Below are 15956 nucleotides of genomic sequence, written 5' to 3' on the forward strand. Positions count from 1 at the left end.
CACCGAGGGTGGGCGACGAGGCGACGACACGTTCCCCGAGCCGATTGCCATCGGCATCGGTGGCAGCCATCACGTAGCCGGTCATCAGTCCTGCTCCTGTCGCTACCGGGGGTGGGGGGTGCAGGCGCACGCGCCACACTAACGGCTGACGATGTCAGCTTGCCGGTGGTGAGTTGCCCCGGGCCGCGCACCGAGTACAACAAGGAGCTGATGGCCCAGGGCGCCGAGCCCATCGAGGCGTACCTGTGCGGGAACGCGACCTTCCTCCAGCTGCCCCTCCGGGGAGGCGGTCCACCGCGATCCGGGCCCGCGGGCCCGGATCGCGGCCGTGCGAGGACCGCAGGGCGGACGCGGGTCAGAACACCGGCGGGAAGAGCTGGGCGCTCAGCCGCCCGGTGGCGGTCGACGCGCTCAGCCCGGGAGCACCGGCGAACATGGCCTTGTAGGAGTTGGCGAGGATCGCCAGGGGCGGCACCGTGGCATTGGTCAGGGTTGCCCTGCCGCTGCTGTCGGTCACCGCCGTCCCCAGCGTGATCTGCCCCAGCAGCGTCTCAACCGTGAAGGTGATGGTCTGGCCGGGGATGGGGGACCGGGTGGTCCGGTTGGTGAGGGTCGCGGTGAGGGTGGGGATGAAGAAGGTGCCGTTGGCCCGCAAACGGATGGTCGCGGAAGAGGCGGTCAGCGACGTGTTGGCGCCCCTGACGTCCTGCGTGATGGTGCCCGACGACCCGCTGAAGCAGCCGTCACCGCTGTAGGTCGCGGTCACCGTGTGCGTGCCCGAGGTGAGCGCGCTGGTGCTGCCGCTCGCCTGCTCCGCGGCGTTGAGCGGTGCGGTGAGGGTCGGGCCGCCGCTGACGGCGAACGTCACCGTGCCCGTGGGCACGCCCGCACCCGGGGGTACGGCGGAGACCGACGCGGTCAGGAGGACCGGCTGCCCGGCGGCCGAGGGGTCGGGAGAGACGGTCACCGACGTCTCCGTGGACGCCTGGGCCACGGCGAGGGTCGTAGTGCCGGAGGAGCCCGTGAACTCCGCGTCGCCGCTGTAGGACGCGGTGACGGTCTGGGTGCCGACGAGGATCGCGTCGGTCGACACCGTTGCCGTTCCAGAGGCGTCGAGCGTTCCGGTGAGGGTCGGGCCGCCGCTGATGGTGAACGTCACCGTGCCGGTGGGCACGCCCTCCCCCGGAGCCGCCGCCACCACGGACGCCGTCAGCGTCACCGGCTCGCCGAAGACCGAGGACGGCGGAGACACGGTCACGGTCGTCGCGGACGACGCCTGGGCCACTGTCTGGCTCGCCGTGCCGGACGAACCGGTGAAGTTGGTGTCGCCGCTGTAGGTCGCCGTCACGGTCTGCGTGCCGACGGGAATCGCGTCCGTGGTCGTCGTCGCGGTTCCCGAGGCGTCGAGCGTTCCGGTGAGAGTAGGACCGCCGCTGATGGCGAACGTCACCGTGCCCGTGGGCACACCGGCCCCCGGGGGCGACGGCGGTGACCGACGCGGTCAGGAGGACCGACTGGCCGGCGGCCGAGGGGTTGGGCGAGGTCGTCACGGGCGTCGTGGTCGACGCCTGGGCCACTACGTGAGTCGCGGTCCCGGAGGAGCCGGTGAACTCCGCGTCACCGCCGTACGCCGCCGTCACCGTCTGCGCACCGACGGGAATCGCGCTGGTCGACACCGTCGCCGTGCCGGTGGCGTCGAGCGTTCCGGTGAGAGTCGGTCCCCCGCTGACGGCGAAGGTCACCGTCCCCGTCGGGACACCCGCCCCCGGCGCCGTCAGCGTCACCGGCTCGCCGAACACCGACGACGGCGGAGACGTCGTCACCGATGTCGTCGTGGCCGCCTGGGTCACCTGCTGGACGATGGTGGCCGAGGAGGGGTCGAGATTCGCGTCACCGCTATAGGTGGCGCTGACGTTGTGGCTACCGGCGTCCAGGGAGTTGTCGGTGACGGTGGCCTGCCCAGCGGCGTCGAGGCTCGCGGTCAGCGTGGGACCGCCCGCCAGGATGAAGGTGACGGTGCCGGTCGGCGTGAACGCGCCCGGCGGCACCGAGGCGACGGTTGCGGTGTACGTGACGCTCTGACCGAAGATCGAGGAATTCGGTGTCGAGGACATTGTCGTTGTCGAAGCAGCCATGATGTGTGCGGCCCTCTCGCGATGTCGAATCGGAATGGGCCGCCGCAGTCCCTCACACCGTCACTGCGGGGGCGGAGTCTTGCGTCCGCGCGGGGCCCATCTGGAGGCACTGCCGACGCCGCATGGCGCCGGGGCCTTCCGCCAGTGAGATGGGTGACCCGCCGGCTCGTATCACCAGTAGGCACCGCGTGTCGGCCGCCGCGCCAGAGCCTGTCCCGAAGACGGCCCGAATGGCGGAGCGTACGCTCCAGCGCGCCTTGTTACCTGGCCCGTGCGGATCGGCCCGTACCCTCTTGCCTCTGCTGGCGCGCCTCGCGCGCCTCCCGCCACGAGCCGACCACGCCCTCGGTCGTACAGCCTGATGTCACCTGCGGCGGTTCATGTGTAGGTGTACGGCGTGGGGGCGGTGGCCGTATGGCCGGTGGTGATGGTCACGACGACGGCCGCGGGGCCGGGCGCGCCGGGTGGCGTGATGACGCGGACCCTGATGGCATCGGCGGCGTATCCAACGCCGGCCAGTACACCTACCTCGGGGGTCCGGTCATCACCAGCATCAGCCCGACGTCCGGGCCACGCTGGTGGCCACGCGGAAGGGGCCGGCGAAGCCCACGATGTGGTGCGTCGGCATGCGGCTGGCCGTGTTGATCGCCGCGAGCGCGCCGTCGTCGGTTTTCGTGGCGTAGACGAGCGTGCCGTCCGGCGAGGCCGCGAGGTACCACGGGCTGGTGGCGAGGTCGATGGGCTGGTCGACAGCGTTGGTCGTGGTGTTGACCACGCTGACCAGCGCGGTGCCCGGGTCGGCCACGTACAGCTCGGTCCCGGCGGGGTTCACCGCCACGCCGCGCGGCTGGCTGAAGCCGCCGATCGTCGCGGCGACCGCCCGGGCCGCCGTGTTGATCACGCTGACCGTGCCGGAGCCGGCGTTGGAGACATACACCCGCAGCAGGTCGGGTCTGATCGCCACGGTGTCGGGGGCGGTGCCCACGGGGATGGTGGCGACGAGAGCGTTGGCGGAGGTGTCGACGACGCCGACCGTCCCGGCGCCGGAGTTGGCCACGAACAGCTCGGTTCCGCTGGGCTTCACGGCCAGCCCGCGCGGCTGGGTAAACCCGGTGATCGTGGCCGCCACCGTGTCGGTGGCGGTGTCGATGACGCTCACCGTCCCGGAGCCGGCGTTGGAGACGTAGACCCGCTGGCCCGCAGGCGACACCGCCACGCCCCACGGCGTCGACCCGACGACGACGGTGGCGACGACCGTACCGGTCGGCGTGCTGGTGTCGAGCACGCTGAGCGTGCCGTCACCGGAGTTGGAGACGTAGACGCGCAGCCCGTCGGGGCGCACCGCGACACCGGTCGGCGCCGGTCCCACGCCGATGGTGAGGGGGAACCGCGCGGTCGATGAGGGGAGCAGGAGGGGGCACGGACATCGGGAGACGCTCCTCTCGCCCCCCTTGTCATGGCTCGAGGCTCTCTCCCATCACCGTTCCAGCCCGTTCCCATGCCGCGCAAGTGGCGCATTCGAAGGGAATGGTGTGCGCACATGGGTACATCGGATGGTCCCATAAGCATCAGCTGATGCTTTCTTTCCATCGACGAACGCGCCTGGGTCTGCTGCAATTTCCGGTAAGGGGCACCACGAGGGGGCACCGGAACACAGACGTCTCGGAAATGAGAGCACCATGGTTACCCTCAACCCCAATCAGGGACCGGCCTCGGGCGGCAACGCGGTCACCATCACCGGCAGCGGTTTCACGGGCGCGACGAGCGTGACGTTCGGCATCAAGTCGGCCGGCTTCACCGTGGACAGCGACACGCAGATCACGGCGATCGCGCCGTCGAACGCCAGCGCCCAGCAGGTCAGGGTCACCACACCCGGGCGGCACCAGCGCGCCCGTGTGGTACTACTACATCCTGCCGCCGTACAAGACGGCCGTGACCCCCGCTTCCGGCCCGCTCAGCGGCGGCACCACCGTCATCAGCGGCACCCACTTCTCGACGGCGACATCGGTGTCGTTCGGGGCCAACTCCGCGGTGCCGACGGTCGTCAACGACAGCACCCTCAACGTCAACGTGCCCACCGCCACGGTCTCGGGCAGCGTGCCGGTGCGGGTCACCACCATCGGCGGAACCACCAACGGCCTGACGTACACCTACGTCGCGCCCCCGGTGGTCACCAGCATGAGCCCCACCAGCGGGCCCGACTACGGCGGCACCGCCTCCACCATCACCGGAACCGGCCTCAGCGACGTCATCGACGTCCTCTACGGCACCGAGCCCGGCGTCTTCCTCATCAACGACGACACCGAGATCATCTCCTCCTCCCCCGAGGGTACCGGCACGGTCACCGTGACGGTCGTCGGCCTCGGCGGCAGCGACGCCACACAGACCTTCACCTACGCCGTCACACCAGGCTGAGATTGGAGCGAGAAGGGCTCCCAGCGGCTGCCCTGGCTGCGGGCTGGACCATCTCCTTGAGGAGGTCCAGTCCGCGTCGCCTTGGCATGGAGCACCCCGGACGGGGTGCTCAGCCCGCTGGACCCGACTCACCGCGGGGACGGCCGCAGCGCGCGGCCGTCCCCGCCAACGTCACGGGTCAGCGGACCCGGGCTCGGTCACTCACAGCCGAACGCCAACACCACCACCGGCACGACCGCCAGCCCGGTGCCACAGGTCCAGCTGTCGGTCGGCGTGTTGATGACGAAGGGACCGTCGATCGTGCCCAGCCGCGGGGCGCCAGGCGACGAGTCGCAGTCGAAGGCCGAGACGAGGCCGAAGGTCTCGAAGGCGTCATCGCAGTCGTACGTCGGCGTCTGCTGAGCTTCCTGGGCCGGCTGGGCGGCGACCGCCGTGCCAGCGGCCGAGGCCGTCAGCGCCAGTGCGGCGACGGCACCGGCCGCCAGGCACCGCGCGGAACGCCGCGCCGTTCGCAATTTGTTCATTGCCACTCACTCCTGATCGTGCGGGATCACTGTTGAGTACCGAATGCGCCACACCGATTTCCTGCCGGGAATCAGTACCGCGTTCAGTACGATCAGACTGGCCTCACCTGAATGCCGGTAACAGGGCGCGGAGTGGGGGCAAAGATGCGTTCGCGGCAGCACATGTTGCGGCTCGGCGCGAGAGGTCGCTGCGACGAGAAGAAGCCCACGGACGTCATCATCGCGCCCGGTGGTACATTTCCGGGCCGCACGCTCCGCTTTTCGGGTGAGTTCGCACGCTGCCTATTGCGGCCTGGCTCCCTCGTATGGAGTACTGGAATTGTCCAACCGGTGGGCTGCGCATCCTCTCCGGGGAAATGGCGAATGGCAGTGCCACTTGCCATATGGGTGTCCCCGCAGAGGAATTGGACCACCAGCCGGTGCCGGCGTCAGGCACCGGCTGGTGCGGCTCTTGGCCCATCGGCCGATCTCGACTCCAGTGCGGCGCCGCGCGTATCTCTCGCACGCATCCCTATCAGGGAATCAGGAGACGCGAACTCGTATCGTGAGCCAAGGAGACGACCGTGCCCATTTCACCCAATCAGGGATCGACCGGCGGCGGGACGGCGGTCACCATCACGGGGACCAACCTCGCCAACGCCTCGGCCGTGACATTCGGAACCAAACCCGCGACCATCACCGCCAACACCGCGACCTCGGTCTCGGTGCTCTCCCCCTCAGGCAACGTGTCGTGGACGTGCGCGTCACGACGCCGGGCGGCACCAGCAATCCGCTGCAGTTCTACTACGTGCCCGCGCCGTTCAAGGCCGGCCTGAGCACAACGAACGGCCCGACGGCGGGCGGCAACACCGTCACCGTCTTCGGCAGCGGCCTGAGCACAGCGACCGCCGTGAACTTCGGTGCCAACGCCGCGACGCCCACGGTGGTCAACGACGGCCAGCTCACCGTAACGGTGCCCGCGGCGGCCGCCGCCGGGGTCGTGTCCGTCAGCGTCACGACGGCCGGCGGCGTCAACGACGGTGTCTACTACACCTACGTGGACGCTCCCACCGTCACCGCCCTCGCCCCCGCCACGGGGCCGGAGAGCGGCGGCACCCCCGTGACGATCACCGGGACCAGCCTCGGCACCACCGAGTCGGTCACCTTCGGCGGCGCCACCGCCGCTCACCGTCCTCTCCGACACCGCCGCCGCGGTGACTCCGCCGGGACGGGCGTGGTGGACGTCGTGCTGACCGGCACCGGCGGCACCGTGACCCTGGCGGGCGCCTTCACCTACCTCACAGTCCCGGGTATCTGACGGGCGACCTCCAAGCGGCCCCGGCCGGCCCCTGCCCCCCGGCCGGCCGGGGCTCCCCGACGAAGAGCGCCGAAGGAGCGACGCCCATGTCCCACCCGCCGGTCATCCCGCAAGCGGTGATGCATCACCCGGACCCGGACCCGCCCACCGTCCAGTCGGTCTCCCCGGCCTCCGGCCCCACCACGGGTGGCAACGCCGTGGCGGTGACCGGGACCAACTTCACCGGAGCCACGGCCGTCCGGTTCGGAGAGCGGGCGTCCCCGGCGTTCACCGTCAACTCGGCGACGAGGATCACGGCGATCGCCCCGCAGGGGAGCGGCACCGTCCAGGTCACGGTCACGACGCCGGCCGGCACCAGCAACGGCCTGCCGTACGGGTACGTCACCGTGGCGCCTCCAAAGGTGACCCATGTCAGCCCGGACCAGGGTCCCTCCTCCGGCGGCAACACGGTCACCATCACCGGCACCGCGCTGTCGGGGGCCACCGCCGTCACCTTCGGCGGAATCCCCTCGTCCTCGTTCACGGTGACCTCGGACCAGCGGCTCACCGCCGTCGTGCCGCCCGACGGCACCGGGCCGGTCGACGTCATCGTCACCACCCCGGCCGGAGCCAGCGCCCCCGGGGTCCTCTACTACTACGTTGCGGCTCCCGTGCTGGTCGCCGTCCTGCCCGGCGCGGGCCCGGCCGGAGGCGGAAACACCGTCACCATCACGGGCAGCGGGCTGATCGAGACCAGCCAGGTGCGCTTCGGCGACGCGCCGGCCGCCTCCTTCACGGTCCTCTCCGACGAGCGGATCACGGCGACGGTCCCGCCGGGAGTCCCCGGGGCCGCCGAGCTGACCGTGGTCACGCCGGGCGGGACGAGCAACGCGCTGCACTACCTCTACCTCGACGCCCCCCAGGTCAGCGCCCTCCAGCCCGACGCGGGGCCGGCCACGGGAGGCAACTCCGTCACGCTGTCCGGCTCCGGCCTGGGCCGGGCCACCGAGGTGCTGTTCGGCACGCTCCCCGCCCCGTTCACGATCGTCTCCGACACGCACGTCGTGGCCACGGCCCCGCCGGGAGCGCCCGGGCCGGTGGGCGTCGTGCTCAGCACGCCGGGTGGCACCACCTCCCCGCTGACGTACACCCGGCTCGCCGGGCCGGAGATCTGACGGCCGACTCCGATTACCCCACTTCCAAGCGGTGCCCCCCTTCCGGAGGGCACTGTTGCGTTCGCGCGGAGCGCCCTTCGCGCAGCCGAAAAGCAGCATCAGAGAAACGCATCCTGTACCACCTTAAGGGCACTCTGAACAACGCGGAATCCAGCCTATGGCGGCAGCAATTTGGGTAGAGTTTTTCGGGACAGGATGTCACCGAAAGGGCAGCCCAGTGTCGCAATCACTAGTCATCCTCATCGACTGCCCATTCAGTGTTCCGCGCCTGTGGCCCGTCGCGAGAACGGACTTCCAGAGCAAGGTCAAGATCTTGCAGGGGAACGGTTACGAGCATTTCGAGTTCATCGGCGAGTACGTCGAGGTATGCGGCATTCTCACCCCGATCTATCGATGGCGCCATCGCACATTCATCGCGGAATAGTGTCGCACAGTCAAGCATTCACCCATGAAAAGGACCGCCGATGAGTCGAGCCAGGAGCGCCAGGGACGCCGTCGTCACCGGAATGGGATTCTGCCTGCCCGGCCATCTCAGACCCACCTTCAGCGCCGACGACCTGTGGCAGGTCGCGTCACGCGGCGACACCTGCCTGACAGCCAAGCCGATGTACTACGGCTTCGTGAATCTCACCCCGGAGATGTTCGCCGAACGATTCCCCGACATCCCCGAGATCTTCTCCCGGCACTACACGGCGGCCCACCGGTTCGGCCTCGTCTCCCTCGCCGAGGCGTGCCTCGACGCCGGTCTGGAGCCCCGCTCCGCCGCGCTCGCCGAGGCGGCCATCCTCGTGGGGCGCGGTGGCATCGACGCCAACGTCGACAGCTACCTGTCGGTCATGGGCGCCGATCCGGAGGGGACCACCCCCCTGGAGGCGATGGAGCTCTTCGTCGCGGCCGAGCAGGCCATGACGCCTTCCGACGTGTCCCTCGTCCAGGCCGCCCTCACCTGCTCCACGGGGCCGTGCTTCACCGTCTCCTGCGGCTGCGCCTCCTCCGCCGTGCAGCTCGGCCAGGCCAGGCGCCTGATCGCCCTTGGCGAGGTGGAGGTCGCCGCCGTGACCGGCGTCGACGTCTTCAGCATCGGCCTGATCGAGAACGTCCAGCAGTTGCTGCGGGGCGCGCAGCGGACCTACGACGCCCTGCGCTCCGACGGGATGCCGAAGCTCGTCCCCTCCTTCGAGTCCCTGATGCGCCCCTACGACCGCCGCGCCCGCAGCATCAACCACGGCGAGGGCTCGGCGACGCTCATCGTGGAGAGCCGCGCCCACGCCGACCGGCGCGGCGCGCAGCCCCACGGCCAGATTCTCGCCACCGCCATGGCCCGCGACGGCCTCGCGAACCCGCTGGCCGCCGACGAGACGGGCGCCGAGCTGGTGAACGCCGTCCGCCGCTGCCTCGGTGAGAAGTGGCGGGTGTCGCAGATCCCCTACGTGCACGGCGGCAGCGACGGCAACGCCGTGGTGACCGCGTTCGAGGCCGAGGCGATCAGGAAGCTGTACGGCGAATCCTGCGACCTGCTGATGACGTCGCAGGAGGGCATCTTCGGCCACAACGGCTCCCCGTCCGGCTGTCTCGGCGCCGCCGTGACGCTGCTGATGCTGGAGCACGGCGAGGTGTGCCCGACGGCCAACTGCGAGGAGCCCGCCGACGGTCTCCCCTTCGACCCTGTGCCGGGCGCGACGACCCGGCCGCTCGACTTCGACTACGCGCTGAGCTTCAACTACCAGATCGGCGGCGTGAAGCACGCGATGCTCCTGGGCAGCGCGGACGCGGTGTAGGGAAGGAAAGGCGAGTCATGGACGACCACACACACGCGCCGGTCCGCGCGCACGCCGAACACGCCGAGGAGGCCGAGCTCAGCGACGGCGACGGCGACGGCGACTCGCGGGGCGCGCACGGCGAGGCGATCGCCGTCCTCGGCGCGGGCTGCCGGCTGCCCGGCGACGCCGATTCCCCCGCCGCCCTCTGGCGGCTGCTGGCGGACGGGCGCGACGCCGTCGGCGAGCCGCCACCAGGCCGGGCGGAGCTGGGTGCTTGGGAGGACGCCCGGCTCCGCCCCTGGGGCGGCTTCCTGCGCGACGTCTCCGGCTTCGACGCCGACTTCTTCGGCGTTTCCGGCCGCGAGGCCGAAGTCCTCGACCCGCAGCACCGGTTGCTCCTCGAGGTGGCCTGGGAGGCCCTGGAACACGCCGGGTTCCGCCCCGAGGCGCTTCACGGCGCGCCCGTGGGCGTCTTCACCGGCATGAGCTACCACGACTACATGGACGGGCTCGCCGGCCACCCACGTGAGCTCGAAGGCTCCGTCCTGACCAACGGCCACTGCGTCGCTCCGGGCAGGGTCTCCTACCTCCTCGGTCTGCACGGGCCGTCGCTGGCGGTGGACACCGCCTGCTCCTCCTCCCTCGTGGCGCTCCATCTCGCCGCCCAGTCCCTCAGCGCGGGCGAGTGCGAGCTGGCCCTGGCCGGGGGCGTGTCGCTCATCCTCCAGCCGAGGATCACGCGGACGTTCGCGCGGATGGGCATGCTGTCGGCCGCCGGGCACTGCCACGCCTTCGACGCGGCCGCCGACGGCTTCGTGCGGGGGGAGGGCTGCGGCGTGGTCGTGCTCAAGCGACTCGCCGACGCGGTGCGCGACGGTGACCGGGTGCTGGCCGTGCTGCGCGGCTCGGCGGTCAACCAGGACGGCGCGTCCGACGGGCTGGCCGCGCCCTCGGCCGAGGCCCAGCGGGCCGTGTACCGCAGGGCGCTCGATGCGGCCGGCGTCGACCCGCGCGACGTCGGCATGGTCGAGACGCACGGCACGGGAACGCCGGTCGGCGACCCCGCCGAGTTCGCCAGCCTGGCCGCGGTGTACGGCGCGCGCCGGGCCGACCGTGACCGGTGCGCGCTGACCTCGGTGAAGACCAACCTGGGCCACCTGGAGCCGGCCGCCGGGATCGCCGGGCTGATCAAGGCCGTCGGCTGCCTCGGCCGTGGCCTGGTTCCCCCCAACCTCCACTTCACCGACTGGAACCCGGCGATCGAGCCCCGGGACACACGGTTCTTCGTGCCCACCAGGCTCGTCGACTGGCCGGTCCGCTCCGGGCCGCGGCTGGCCGCCGTCTCCTCCTTCGGATTCGCCGGCACCAACGCCCACGCGGTGCTGGAGCAGCCCTCCACCGCCAGGCCGCGCACCGCGCGGCCCAGACCGGCGCCGGCCGTGTCCGCACCGCGGCCGGCGCCACCGCCCGCGCCCGAGGTCTTCCTCGTCCCGGCCGGTTCGACGGGCGTGCTGCCGGCCGCCGCGCTCCGCCTGGCCGAGTGGCTGGAGGGAGGCGGCGCGGGCGTGCCGCTGCGGGACATCGCCCACACACTGGCGCTGCGGCACAGCCCCGGCCGGGGGCGGCTGGGTGTGGTGGCCGACTCGCACGACCGGCTCGCGGAGTCGCTGCGGGCGTACGCCGCCGGGCAGGCTCAGCCGCACGTGGTGACGGGCTCGGTCGGCTCGGGCATCTCCCGCCGGCCGGTGTGGGTCTTCTCCGGGCAGGGCTCCCAGTGGCCGGGGATGGGCAGCGGACTGCTGGGCGCCGTGCCGGACTTCGCCTCGGCGCTGGCGGAGGTGGACGAGCTCGTCAAGGCCGAGGCCGGATTCTCCGTGCTGGAGGTGGTACGCCAGGGCCGGCCGGTGAGCGGCTGCGGGCGGGTGCAGCCGGTGCTCTTCGCCCTGCAGATCGCGCTCGCCGCCGCCTGGCGCGGCCACGGCGTGGAGCCGGCCGGCGTCATCGGCCACTCGATGGGTGAGGTGGCCGCCGCCGTCGTCGCCGGGGCGCTCTCGCTGCCCGACGGGGTGCGGGTGATCTGCCGCCGCTCCGCGCTGCTGGAGCGGATCGCCGGAGACGGCGCCATGGCCAGCGTGGAACTGGACGCGGCGACGGTCGAGGCGGAGATCGCCGAGGCCGGCACCGAGGGCGACCCGCACAGCGGGCGGGTCTCCGTGGCGGTGCTCGCGGCCCCCGGGTCCACCGTGGTGGCCGGTGACACGGCACGCGTGCACCGGCTGGTGGAAGCCTGGGAGGCGCGCGGCGTCCCGGCGTCCGCCATCGCCGTGGACGTTGCCTCGCACTCGCCTCAGGTGGACCCGCTGCTCGGCGATCTCCGCGCCGCCCTCGACGGCCTGACGCCGCGGCAGCCACGCCTGCCCTTCTACTCGACGGTGCTCGACGACCCGAAGCGGCAGCCGGCGTTCGACGCCGCGTACTGGTGCGCCAACCTGCGCCGCCCGGTGCGGTTCGCGGCAGCCGTGGCCGCCGCGGCCGCCGACCGTCACCCGCTCTTCGTGGAGATCTCACCGCATCCCGTGGTCGGCCGCGCCCTCGCCCTCAGCCTCGCCGGCCTGACCGGCCTCACCTCCGAACCGGTGGTGCTGCCCACGCTGCGCCGAGCCGAGGACGAACTGGCCACACTGCGAACCCAATTGGCGGCGTTGCACTGCGCCGGCGGCACCGTGGACTGGTCCGTGCTCTACGCGGACGCGCGGCTCGCGGACGTGCCCACCATCGCCTTCGACCGCACGCGCCACTTCACGCGGCCCGAGATCCCCAAGCAGCGCTCGGGAACCGGCCCGGCGGGCGCGGGCGGCGACGGGGACGGGGACGGCTGCCCGCTCCCCGGCAGGCGCACGGAGATCCCCGGAACCCCGGTACGCCTGTGCTGGCATGCGGACGCCGGCACCGCCGGCCTCCCCTGGCTGGCGGACCACCAGGTGTACGGCTCGCCGGCCCTCCCGGGAGCGGTCCACTGCGCCATCGCGCTCACCTGCGCCTGCGAGACGTTCGACGCCGGGCCCCAGGAGGTGGAGATCGCCGACCTGCGGTTCCTGGAGCTCCTCCGCCTCGCCGAGCGGACCCCGATCAGCACCACCGTCACGCTGACCGACGCCGACCACGCCCGGTGCGAGATCTTCGCACGCGGCGAGCAGGGCGCCTGGGTGCCGCAGGCCACCGCCGTGCTGCGCCGCCGCACCACCCCGCCGCGCCCCTCGCCTCCGCCGTCCGGCTCCCTGGCCCCCCGGCATCCCCGGCGGCTCGATCCGGGCTCCCTGTACGAGAGCCTGCGGGCCCGGGGCCTGGCGCACGGCCCGGCGTTCACGGGCGTGACCGAGCTGCGCGCCACCGAGGGCGGCGAGAGCTACTGGGCGAGGGTCGAGGTGCCCCGGGAGGCCCGGCGGCCCGGGCACGCGCCGCTGCGGATTCACCCCGTGCTGGTGGACGTGTGTGCTCAGCTCGTCGTGGCGCGGCTGATCGGGGAGGGTGACGGGGGCCCTCTCCTGCCGGTGGGGATGCGGGACGTGCGCGTCCTGGGCGATCCCGCCGCAGCGGCGTACTGCCACTCCCACGTCGCCGAGGCGACCGACGAGGCCATCACCGGGCACGTGCGCCTGCTGGACCGGTCGGGCAGGCCCGTGCTGGCCATCGACGGCCTGCGGTTCACGCGGCGCGCGGCCGCCGACTCCCAGGCGGTGGACGGCTGGTTCAGCGGCATCGGCTGGCACGAGGCCCCGCGCCGCACGCCGTCGCGCCGGGTCCCTCAGCCCGGCACCACCGTGATCATCGGCGAGCCGGACGGTCGTGCCCACGCGCTGGCCCGCGCCGTCGAGTCGGCGGGCGGGAAGACGGAGGTGTGGGAGCCGCCCGCTGAGCGACCGCTGCAGGAGCTGACGGCCTCGCTCGGCGCCCGGCTGGAGGCGTGCCAGGAGCCGCCCCGGGCGGTCGCGGTGCTGTGCCAGGGCAGCCGCGACGGAACGCCGGGTCAGGACCCGGCGGCGGGCCTGCAAGGGGTCAGGTTGCTGCTCGCCGCGGCGCAGGCGATCGCGGGCGCCGCGGCCGGGCCGGTGCGCCTGTACGCCGTGACGCGGGGCGCGCGCCAGGTGCGGCCCGGGGATGTGGCCGATCCGGCTCAGGGCGCGCTGCGGGGCGTGGTGCGCGTGCTGGCGCTGGAGCACCCGGAGCTGCGGGCCACCCTGGTCGACGCGGACGCGGATCCGGGGAGTGGCGACGGCCGTACCGGGCTCGGGGAGCTGGCCCGGGAGCTGCTGTCGGACCGGGGACACGGGACCGAGGGGGCCGAGGACATCGAGGACGAGGTGGCGCTGCGCGGCCGGGTACGGCACGTCGCCCGGCTGGAGCGGGCGCCCCTGACGAAGGGCGAGAGGTCCGCCGTCGCCACGCGCACCGCGCGCGGCGGCGTGGACGGCTTCCGGCTGCGGGTGTGCCGCCCCGGCGACCTGAAGAGCCTGCGGCTGGCCGAGTCGGCGCGGACCGCGCCCGGGCCCGGCGAGGTCGAGGTGCGCGTGGCCGCCACCGGAATGAACTTCCGCGACGTCCTGATCGCCCTCGGCATGCTGCCCGGCCCCGTCGGGGAGGCGGACGCCGGCGACCGGATCGGCTTCGAGTGCGCGGGTGTGGTGTCGGCCGTCGGCCCGGGCGTCGAGCGCTTCCGCGTCGGCGACGAGGTGCTCGCCGTCGACCTGCGGGGCGGTGCCTTCGCCTCGTTCGTCACGCTGCCCGCCGACGCCGTCGCCCCGGTTCCCCCCGGGCTCGGCGCGGTCCCCGCCGCCGGGCTGCCGATCGCGTTTCTCACCGCCTGGTACGCGCTGCGCCACGTGGCACGGCTGTCCCCGGGCGAGCGCGTGCTGATCCACTCGGCCACCGGCGGCACGGGGCTCGCCGCCATCGCCGTCGCCCGGCTGCTGGGGGCGGAGGTGCTGGCCACCGCGGGCAGCGAGGAGAAACGCCGCCACCTGGGGGCCATGAAGATCGCCCGGGTGATGGACTCCCGCTCCCTGGACTTCCGGGACCAGGCCCGCGAGGCGACCGGCGGCGAGGGCGTCGACGTGGTGCTGAACTCGCTCTCCGGCGCGGCGATCCGGGCGGGTCTGGAGACGCTGCGCCCCTTCGGGCGCTTCGTGGAGCTGGGCGTGCGCGACATCCTCTCCGACGCCCTGCTCGGGCTGTCGCCGCTGCGGCACAACATCACCTTCCGCACCGTGGACCTGGTCGAACTCCAGCGGTCGCGACCCGAGACGTTCGACACGGTGCTGCGGGAGGTGCTCGGCGAGTTCGCGGCGGGCCGCCTCAAGCCGCTGTACTGCACGACGTTTCCGCTCACCGCCGCCTCCGAGGCGTTCCGGCTCATGTCCGGGGCGCGCCACCTGGGCAAGCTGGTGCTGACCACGCCCCGGAAGGGCGAGACCACCGCCGTGCTGCCCGCGGGGCCGGTGACCGTGCGGCGCGACGGGGCGTACATCATCACCGGCGGGCTGCGCGGCGTCGGGCTGGCCACCGCGCGGTGGCTGGCGAAGCAGGGCGCCGCTCATCTGGTGCTCAACGGCCGCACGCCGCCCTCGGCCGAGGCCGCGGCCGCCCTGCGCGGGCTCGCCGCCGACGGCACCAGGATCACGGTCGCGCTGGGCGACATCGCCGAGCCCGGAACCGCCGAGCGTCTGGTGGCGGAAGCCGAGGAACACCCGTGGCCCCTGCGCGGCGTCGTGCACGGCGCGATGGTGCTGGCCGACGCCGCCGTCACCACGCTCGACGAGGAGCGGCTCGCGCGGGCATGGGAGCCGAAGGCCACCGGCGCGTGGCACCTGCACCGGGCGACCGCCGCTCACGAGCTCGACTGGTTCGTCGTCCACTCCTCCATGGCCTCGCTGCTGGGGAACCCCGGCCAGGCGGCGTACGCCGCGGCGAACGCATGGCTGGACGCCTTCGCGGCCTGGCGGACGGCGCGTGGGCTGCCCACGCTGGCGGTCAACTGGGGCCCGTGGGGCGAGACCGGGGCCGCCACCGACTTCGCCCGGCGCGGATACCAGACCATTCCCACGGAGCTGGGATTCCGGGCGCTGCAGGAACTCCTCGCGCACCGGCGTGTGCAGACCGGTGTCATCCCCGGAGACGCCGAGACCTGGATTCCCCGTGCGGGCCGGCACGCGGACTTCTTCAGCCTTTTCAAGCCCGATGGCGAGGCCCGGCCGAGCGGCGACGGGGATGTTCCCGGGGAGACCCGGGACCGGCTGCTGTCCCTGCCGCGAGGGCCCGCGAGGCGCCGCGCGCTGGAGGCGTTTCTGGCCGAGCACATCCGCGCGGTGCTGCGACTCGGTACCACGACGCTCGACCCGCAGACCCCGCTGCGCAGCCTGGGCTTCGACTCGCTGCTGGCGACCGAGGTACGGGCACGCATCGAGCCGGCCCTCGGCGTGCGGCTGGCCGGCGACTTCGTGTGGCGGCACCGCACCCTGGCGGCGCTGGCCGACGGGCTGTCCGAACGCATGGGGCTCGGCTCCGGCTGAGCCCGCCGCCCGCTCTGGGCGGAGGCGGCGTCGCCAACCACGGCACGCTGCGCCCGACGCGGGAGAGGCACGGCCGTGGGGGGGGGGAGAAAAAAGCAAAAAACA

Annotated in this window: 10 protein-coding genes and 2 pseudogenes; 8 read left to right on the forward strand and 4 right to left on the reverse strand. The window is 72.8% G+C overall.

The annotated features are described in order from the left end of the window. Positions 1 to 355: 355 nt before the first annotated feature. The 3 genes and pseudogenes from ACTWQH_RS07625 to ACTWQH_RS07635 form a co-directional block, all read right to left on the reverse strand. Entirely contained in the window at positions 356 to 1465 is a 1110-nt protein-coding gene (locus tag ACTWQH_RS07625) for an Ig-like domain-containing protein (protein ID WP_443285586.1), read from the reverse strand. 172 nt (positions 1466 to 1637) lie between these two features. Continuing rightward, positions 1638 to 2135: pseudogene (locus ACTWQH_RS07630) on the reverse strand (Ig-like domain-containing protein); the annotation flags it as partial. Between the two features lie 553 nt (positions 2136 to 2688). Then, positions 2689 to 3504 carry a beta-propeller fold lactonase family protein gene (locus ACTWQH_RS07635; RefSeq protein WP_443285587.1) on the reverse strand — a complete coding sequence of 272 codons (816 nt, stop codon included), beginning with the start codon at positions 3502 to 3504 and terminating at the stop codon, positions 2689 to 2691. A 310-nt stretch (positions 3505 to 3814) separates the two neighbouring features. Between ACTWQH_RS07635 and ACTWQH_RS07640 the strand changes: the two are divergent. Continuing rightward, positions 3815 to 3943: pseudogene (locus ACTWQH_RS07640) on the forward strand (IPT/TIG domain-containing protein); the annotation flags it as partial. 85 nt (positions 3944 to 4028) lie between these two features. Then, on the forward strand, positions 4029 to 4550 hold the full coding sequence (locus ACTWQH_RS07645) for an IPT/TIG domain-containing protein (RefSeq protein ID WP_443285588.1): 522 nt from the start codon (positions 4029 to 4031) through the stop codon (positions 4548 to 4550). Positions 4551 to 4747: 197 nt separating this feature from the next. Here ACTWQH_RS07645 and ACTWQH_RS07650 read toward each other — a convergent pair whose 3' ends face one another. Then, complete coding sequence (locus tag ACTWQH_RS07650) at positions 4748 to 5074, reverse strand: hypothetical protein (RefSeq protein ID WP_443285589.1); 327 nt, start codon at positions 5072 to 5074, stop codon at positions 4748 to 4750. Positions 5075 to 5637: 563 nt separating this feature from the next. Between ACTWQH_RS07650 and ACTWQH_RS07655 the strand changes: the two genes are divergently transcribed. From ACTWQH_RS07655 to ACTWQH_RS07680, 6 genes are all read left to right on the forward strand, one after another. Beyond that, on the forward strand, positions 5638 to 5889 hold the full coding sequence (locus tag ACTWQH_RS07655; protein WP_443285590.1) for an IPT/TIG domain-containing protein: 252 nt from the start codon (positions 5638 to 5640) through the stop codon (positions 5887 to 5889). Beyond that, a complete protein-coding gene (locus ACTWQH_RS07660) occupies positions 5805 to 6371 on the forward strand; it encodes an IPT/TIG domain-containing protein (protein WP_443285591.1) in 567 nt (188 codons plus the stop codon). The genes ACTWQH_RS07655 and ACTWQH_RS07660 overlap by 85 nt, the downstream gene beginning before the upstream one ends. 86 nt (positions 6372 to 6457) lie before the next feature. Next, positions 6458 to 7525, forward strand: a complete 1068-nt coding sequence (locus ACTWQH_RS07665) for an IPT/TIG domain-containing protein (protein ID WP_443285592.1) — start codon at positions 6458 to 6460, stop codon at positions 7523 to 7525. 157 nt (positions 7526 to 7682) lie between these two features. Continuing rightward, a complete protein-coding gene (locus ACTWQH_RS07670) occupies positions 7683 to 7949 on the forward strand; it encodes a DUF5988 family protein (RefSeq protein ID WP_443285593.1) in 267 nt (88 codons plus the stop codon). A 40-nt stretch (positions 7950 to 7989) separates the two neighbouring features. Further along, the gene (locus ACTWQH_RS07675; protein WP_443285594.1) at positions 7990 to 9303 is read left to right on the forward strand and encodes a beta-ketoacyl synthase N-terminal-like domain-containing protein; all 1314 of its coding nucleotides are present in this window, start codon (positions 7990 to 7992) and stop codon (positions 9301 to 9303) included. Positions 9304 to 9320: 17 nt separating this feature from the next. After that, complete coding sequence (locus ACTWQH_RS07680; RefSeq protein WP_443285595.1) at positions 9321 to 15851, forward strand: type I polyketide synthase; 6531 nt, start codon at positions 9321 to 9323, stop codon at positions 15849 to 15851. Positions 15852 to 15956 lie beyond the last annotated feature (105 nt).

This window comes from Streptomyces sp. 6N223 (assembly GCF_052246635.1).
Classification (GTDB): Bacteria; Actinomycetota; Actinomycetes; order Streptomycetales; family Streptomycetaceae; genus Streptomyces.

What these genes read in the sequence shown, in the direction of transcription:
- ACTWQH_RS07650 (WP_443285589.1), bottom strand. Translation starts at nt 5,074, where the DNA reads ATGAACAAATTGCGAACGGCGCGGCGTTCCGCGCGGTGCCTGGCGGCC.
- ACTWQH_RS07665 (WP_443285592.1), top strand. Translation starts at nt 6,458, where the DNA reads ATGTCCCACCCGCCGGTCATCCCGCAAGCGGTGATGCATCACCCGGAC.
- ACTWQH_RS07670 (WP_443285593.1), top strand. Translation starts at nt 7,683, where the DNA reads ATGGCGGCAGCAATTTGGGTAGAGTTTTTCGGGACAGGATGTCACCGA.
- ACTWQH_RS07675 (WP_443285594.1), top strand. Translation starts at nt 7,990, where the DNA reads ATGAGTCGAGCCAGGAGCGCCAGGGACGCCGTCGTCACCGGAATGGGA.
- ACTWQH_RS07680 (WP_443285595.1), top strand. Translation starts at nt 9,321, where the DNA reads ATGGACGACCACACACACGCGCCGGTCCGCGCGCACGCCGAACACGCC.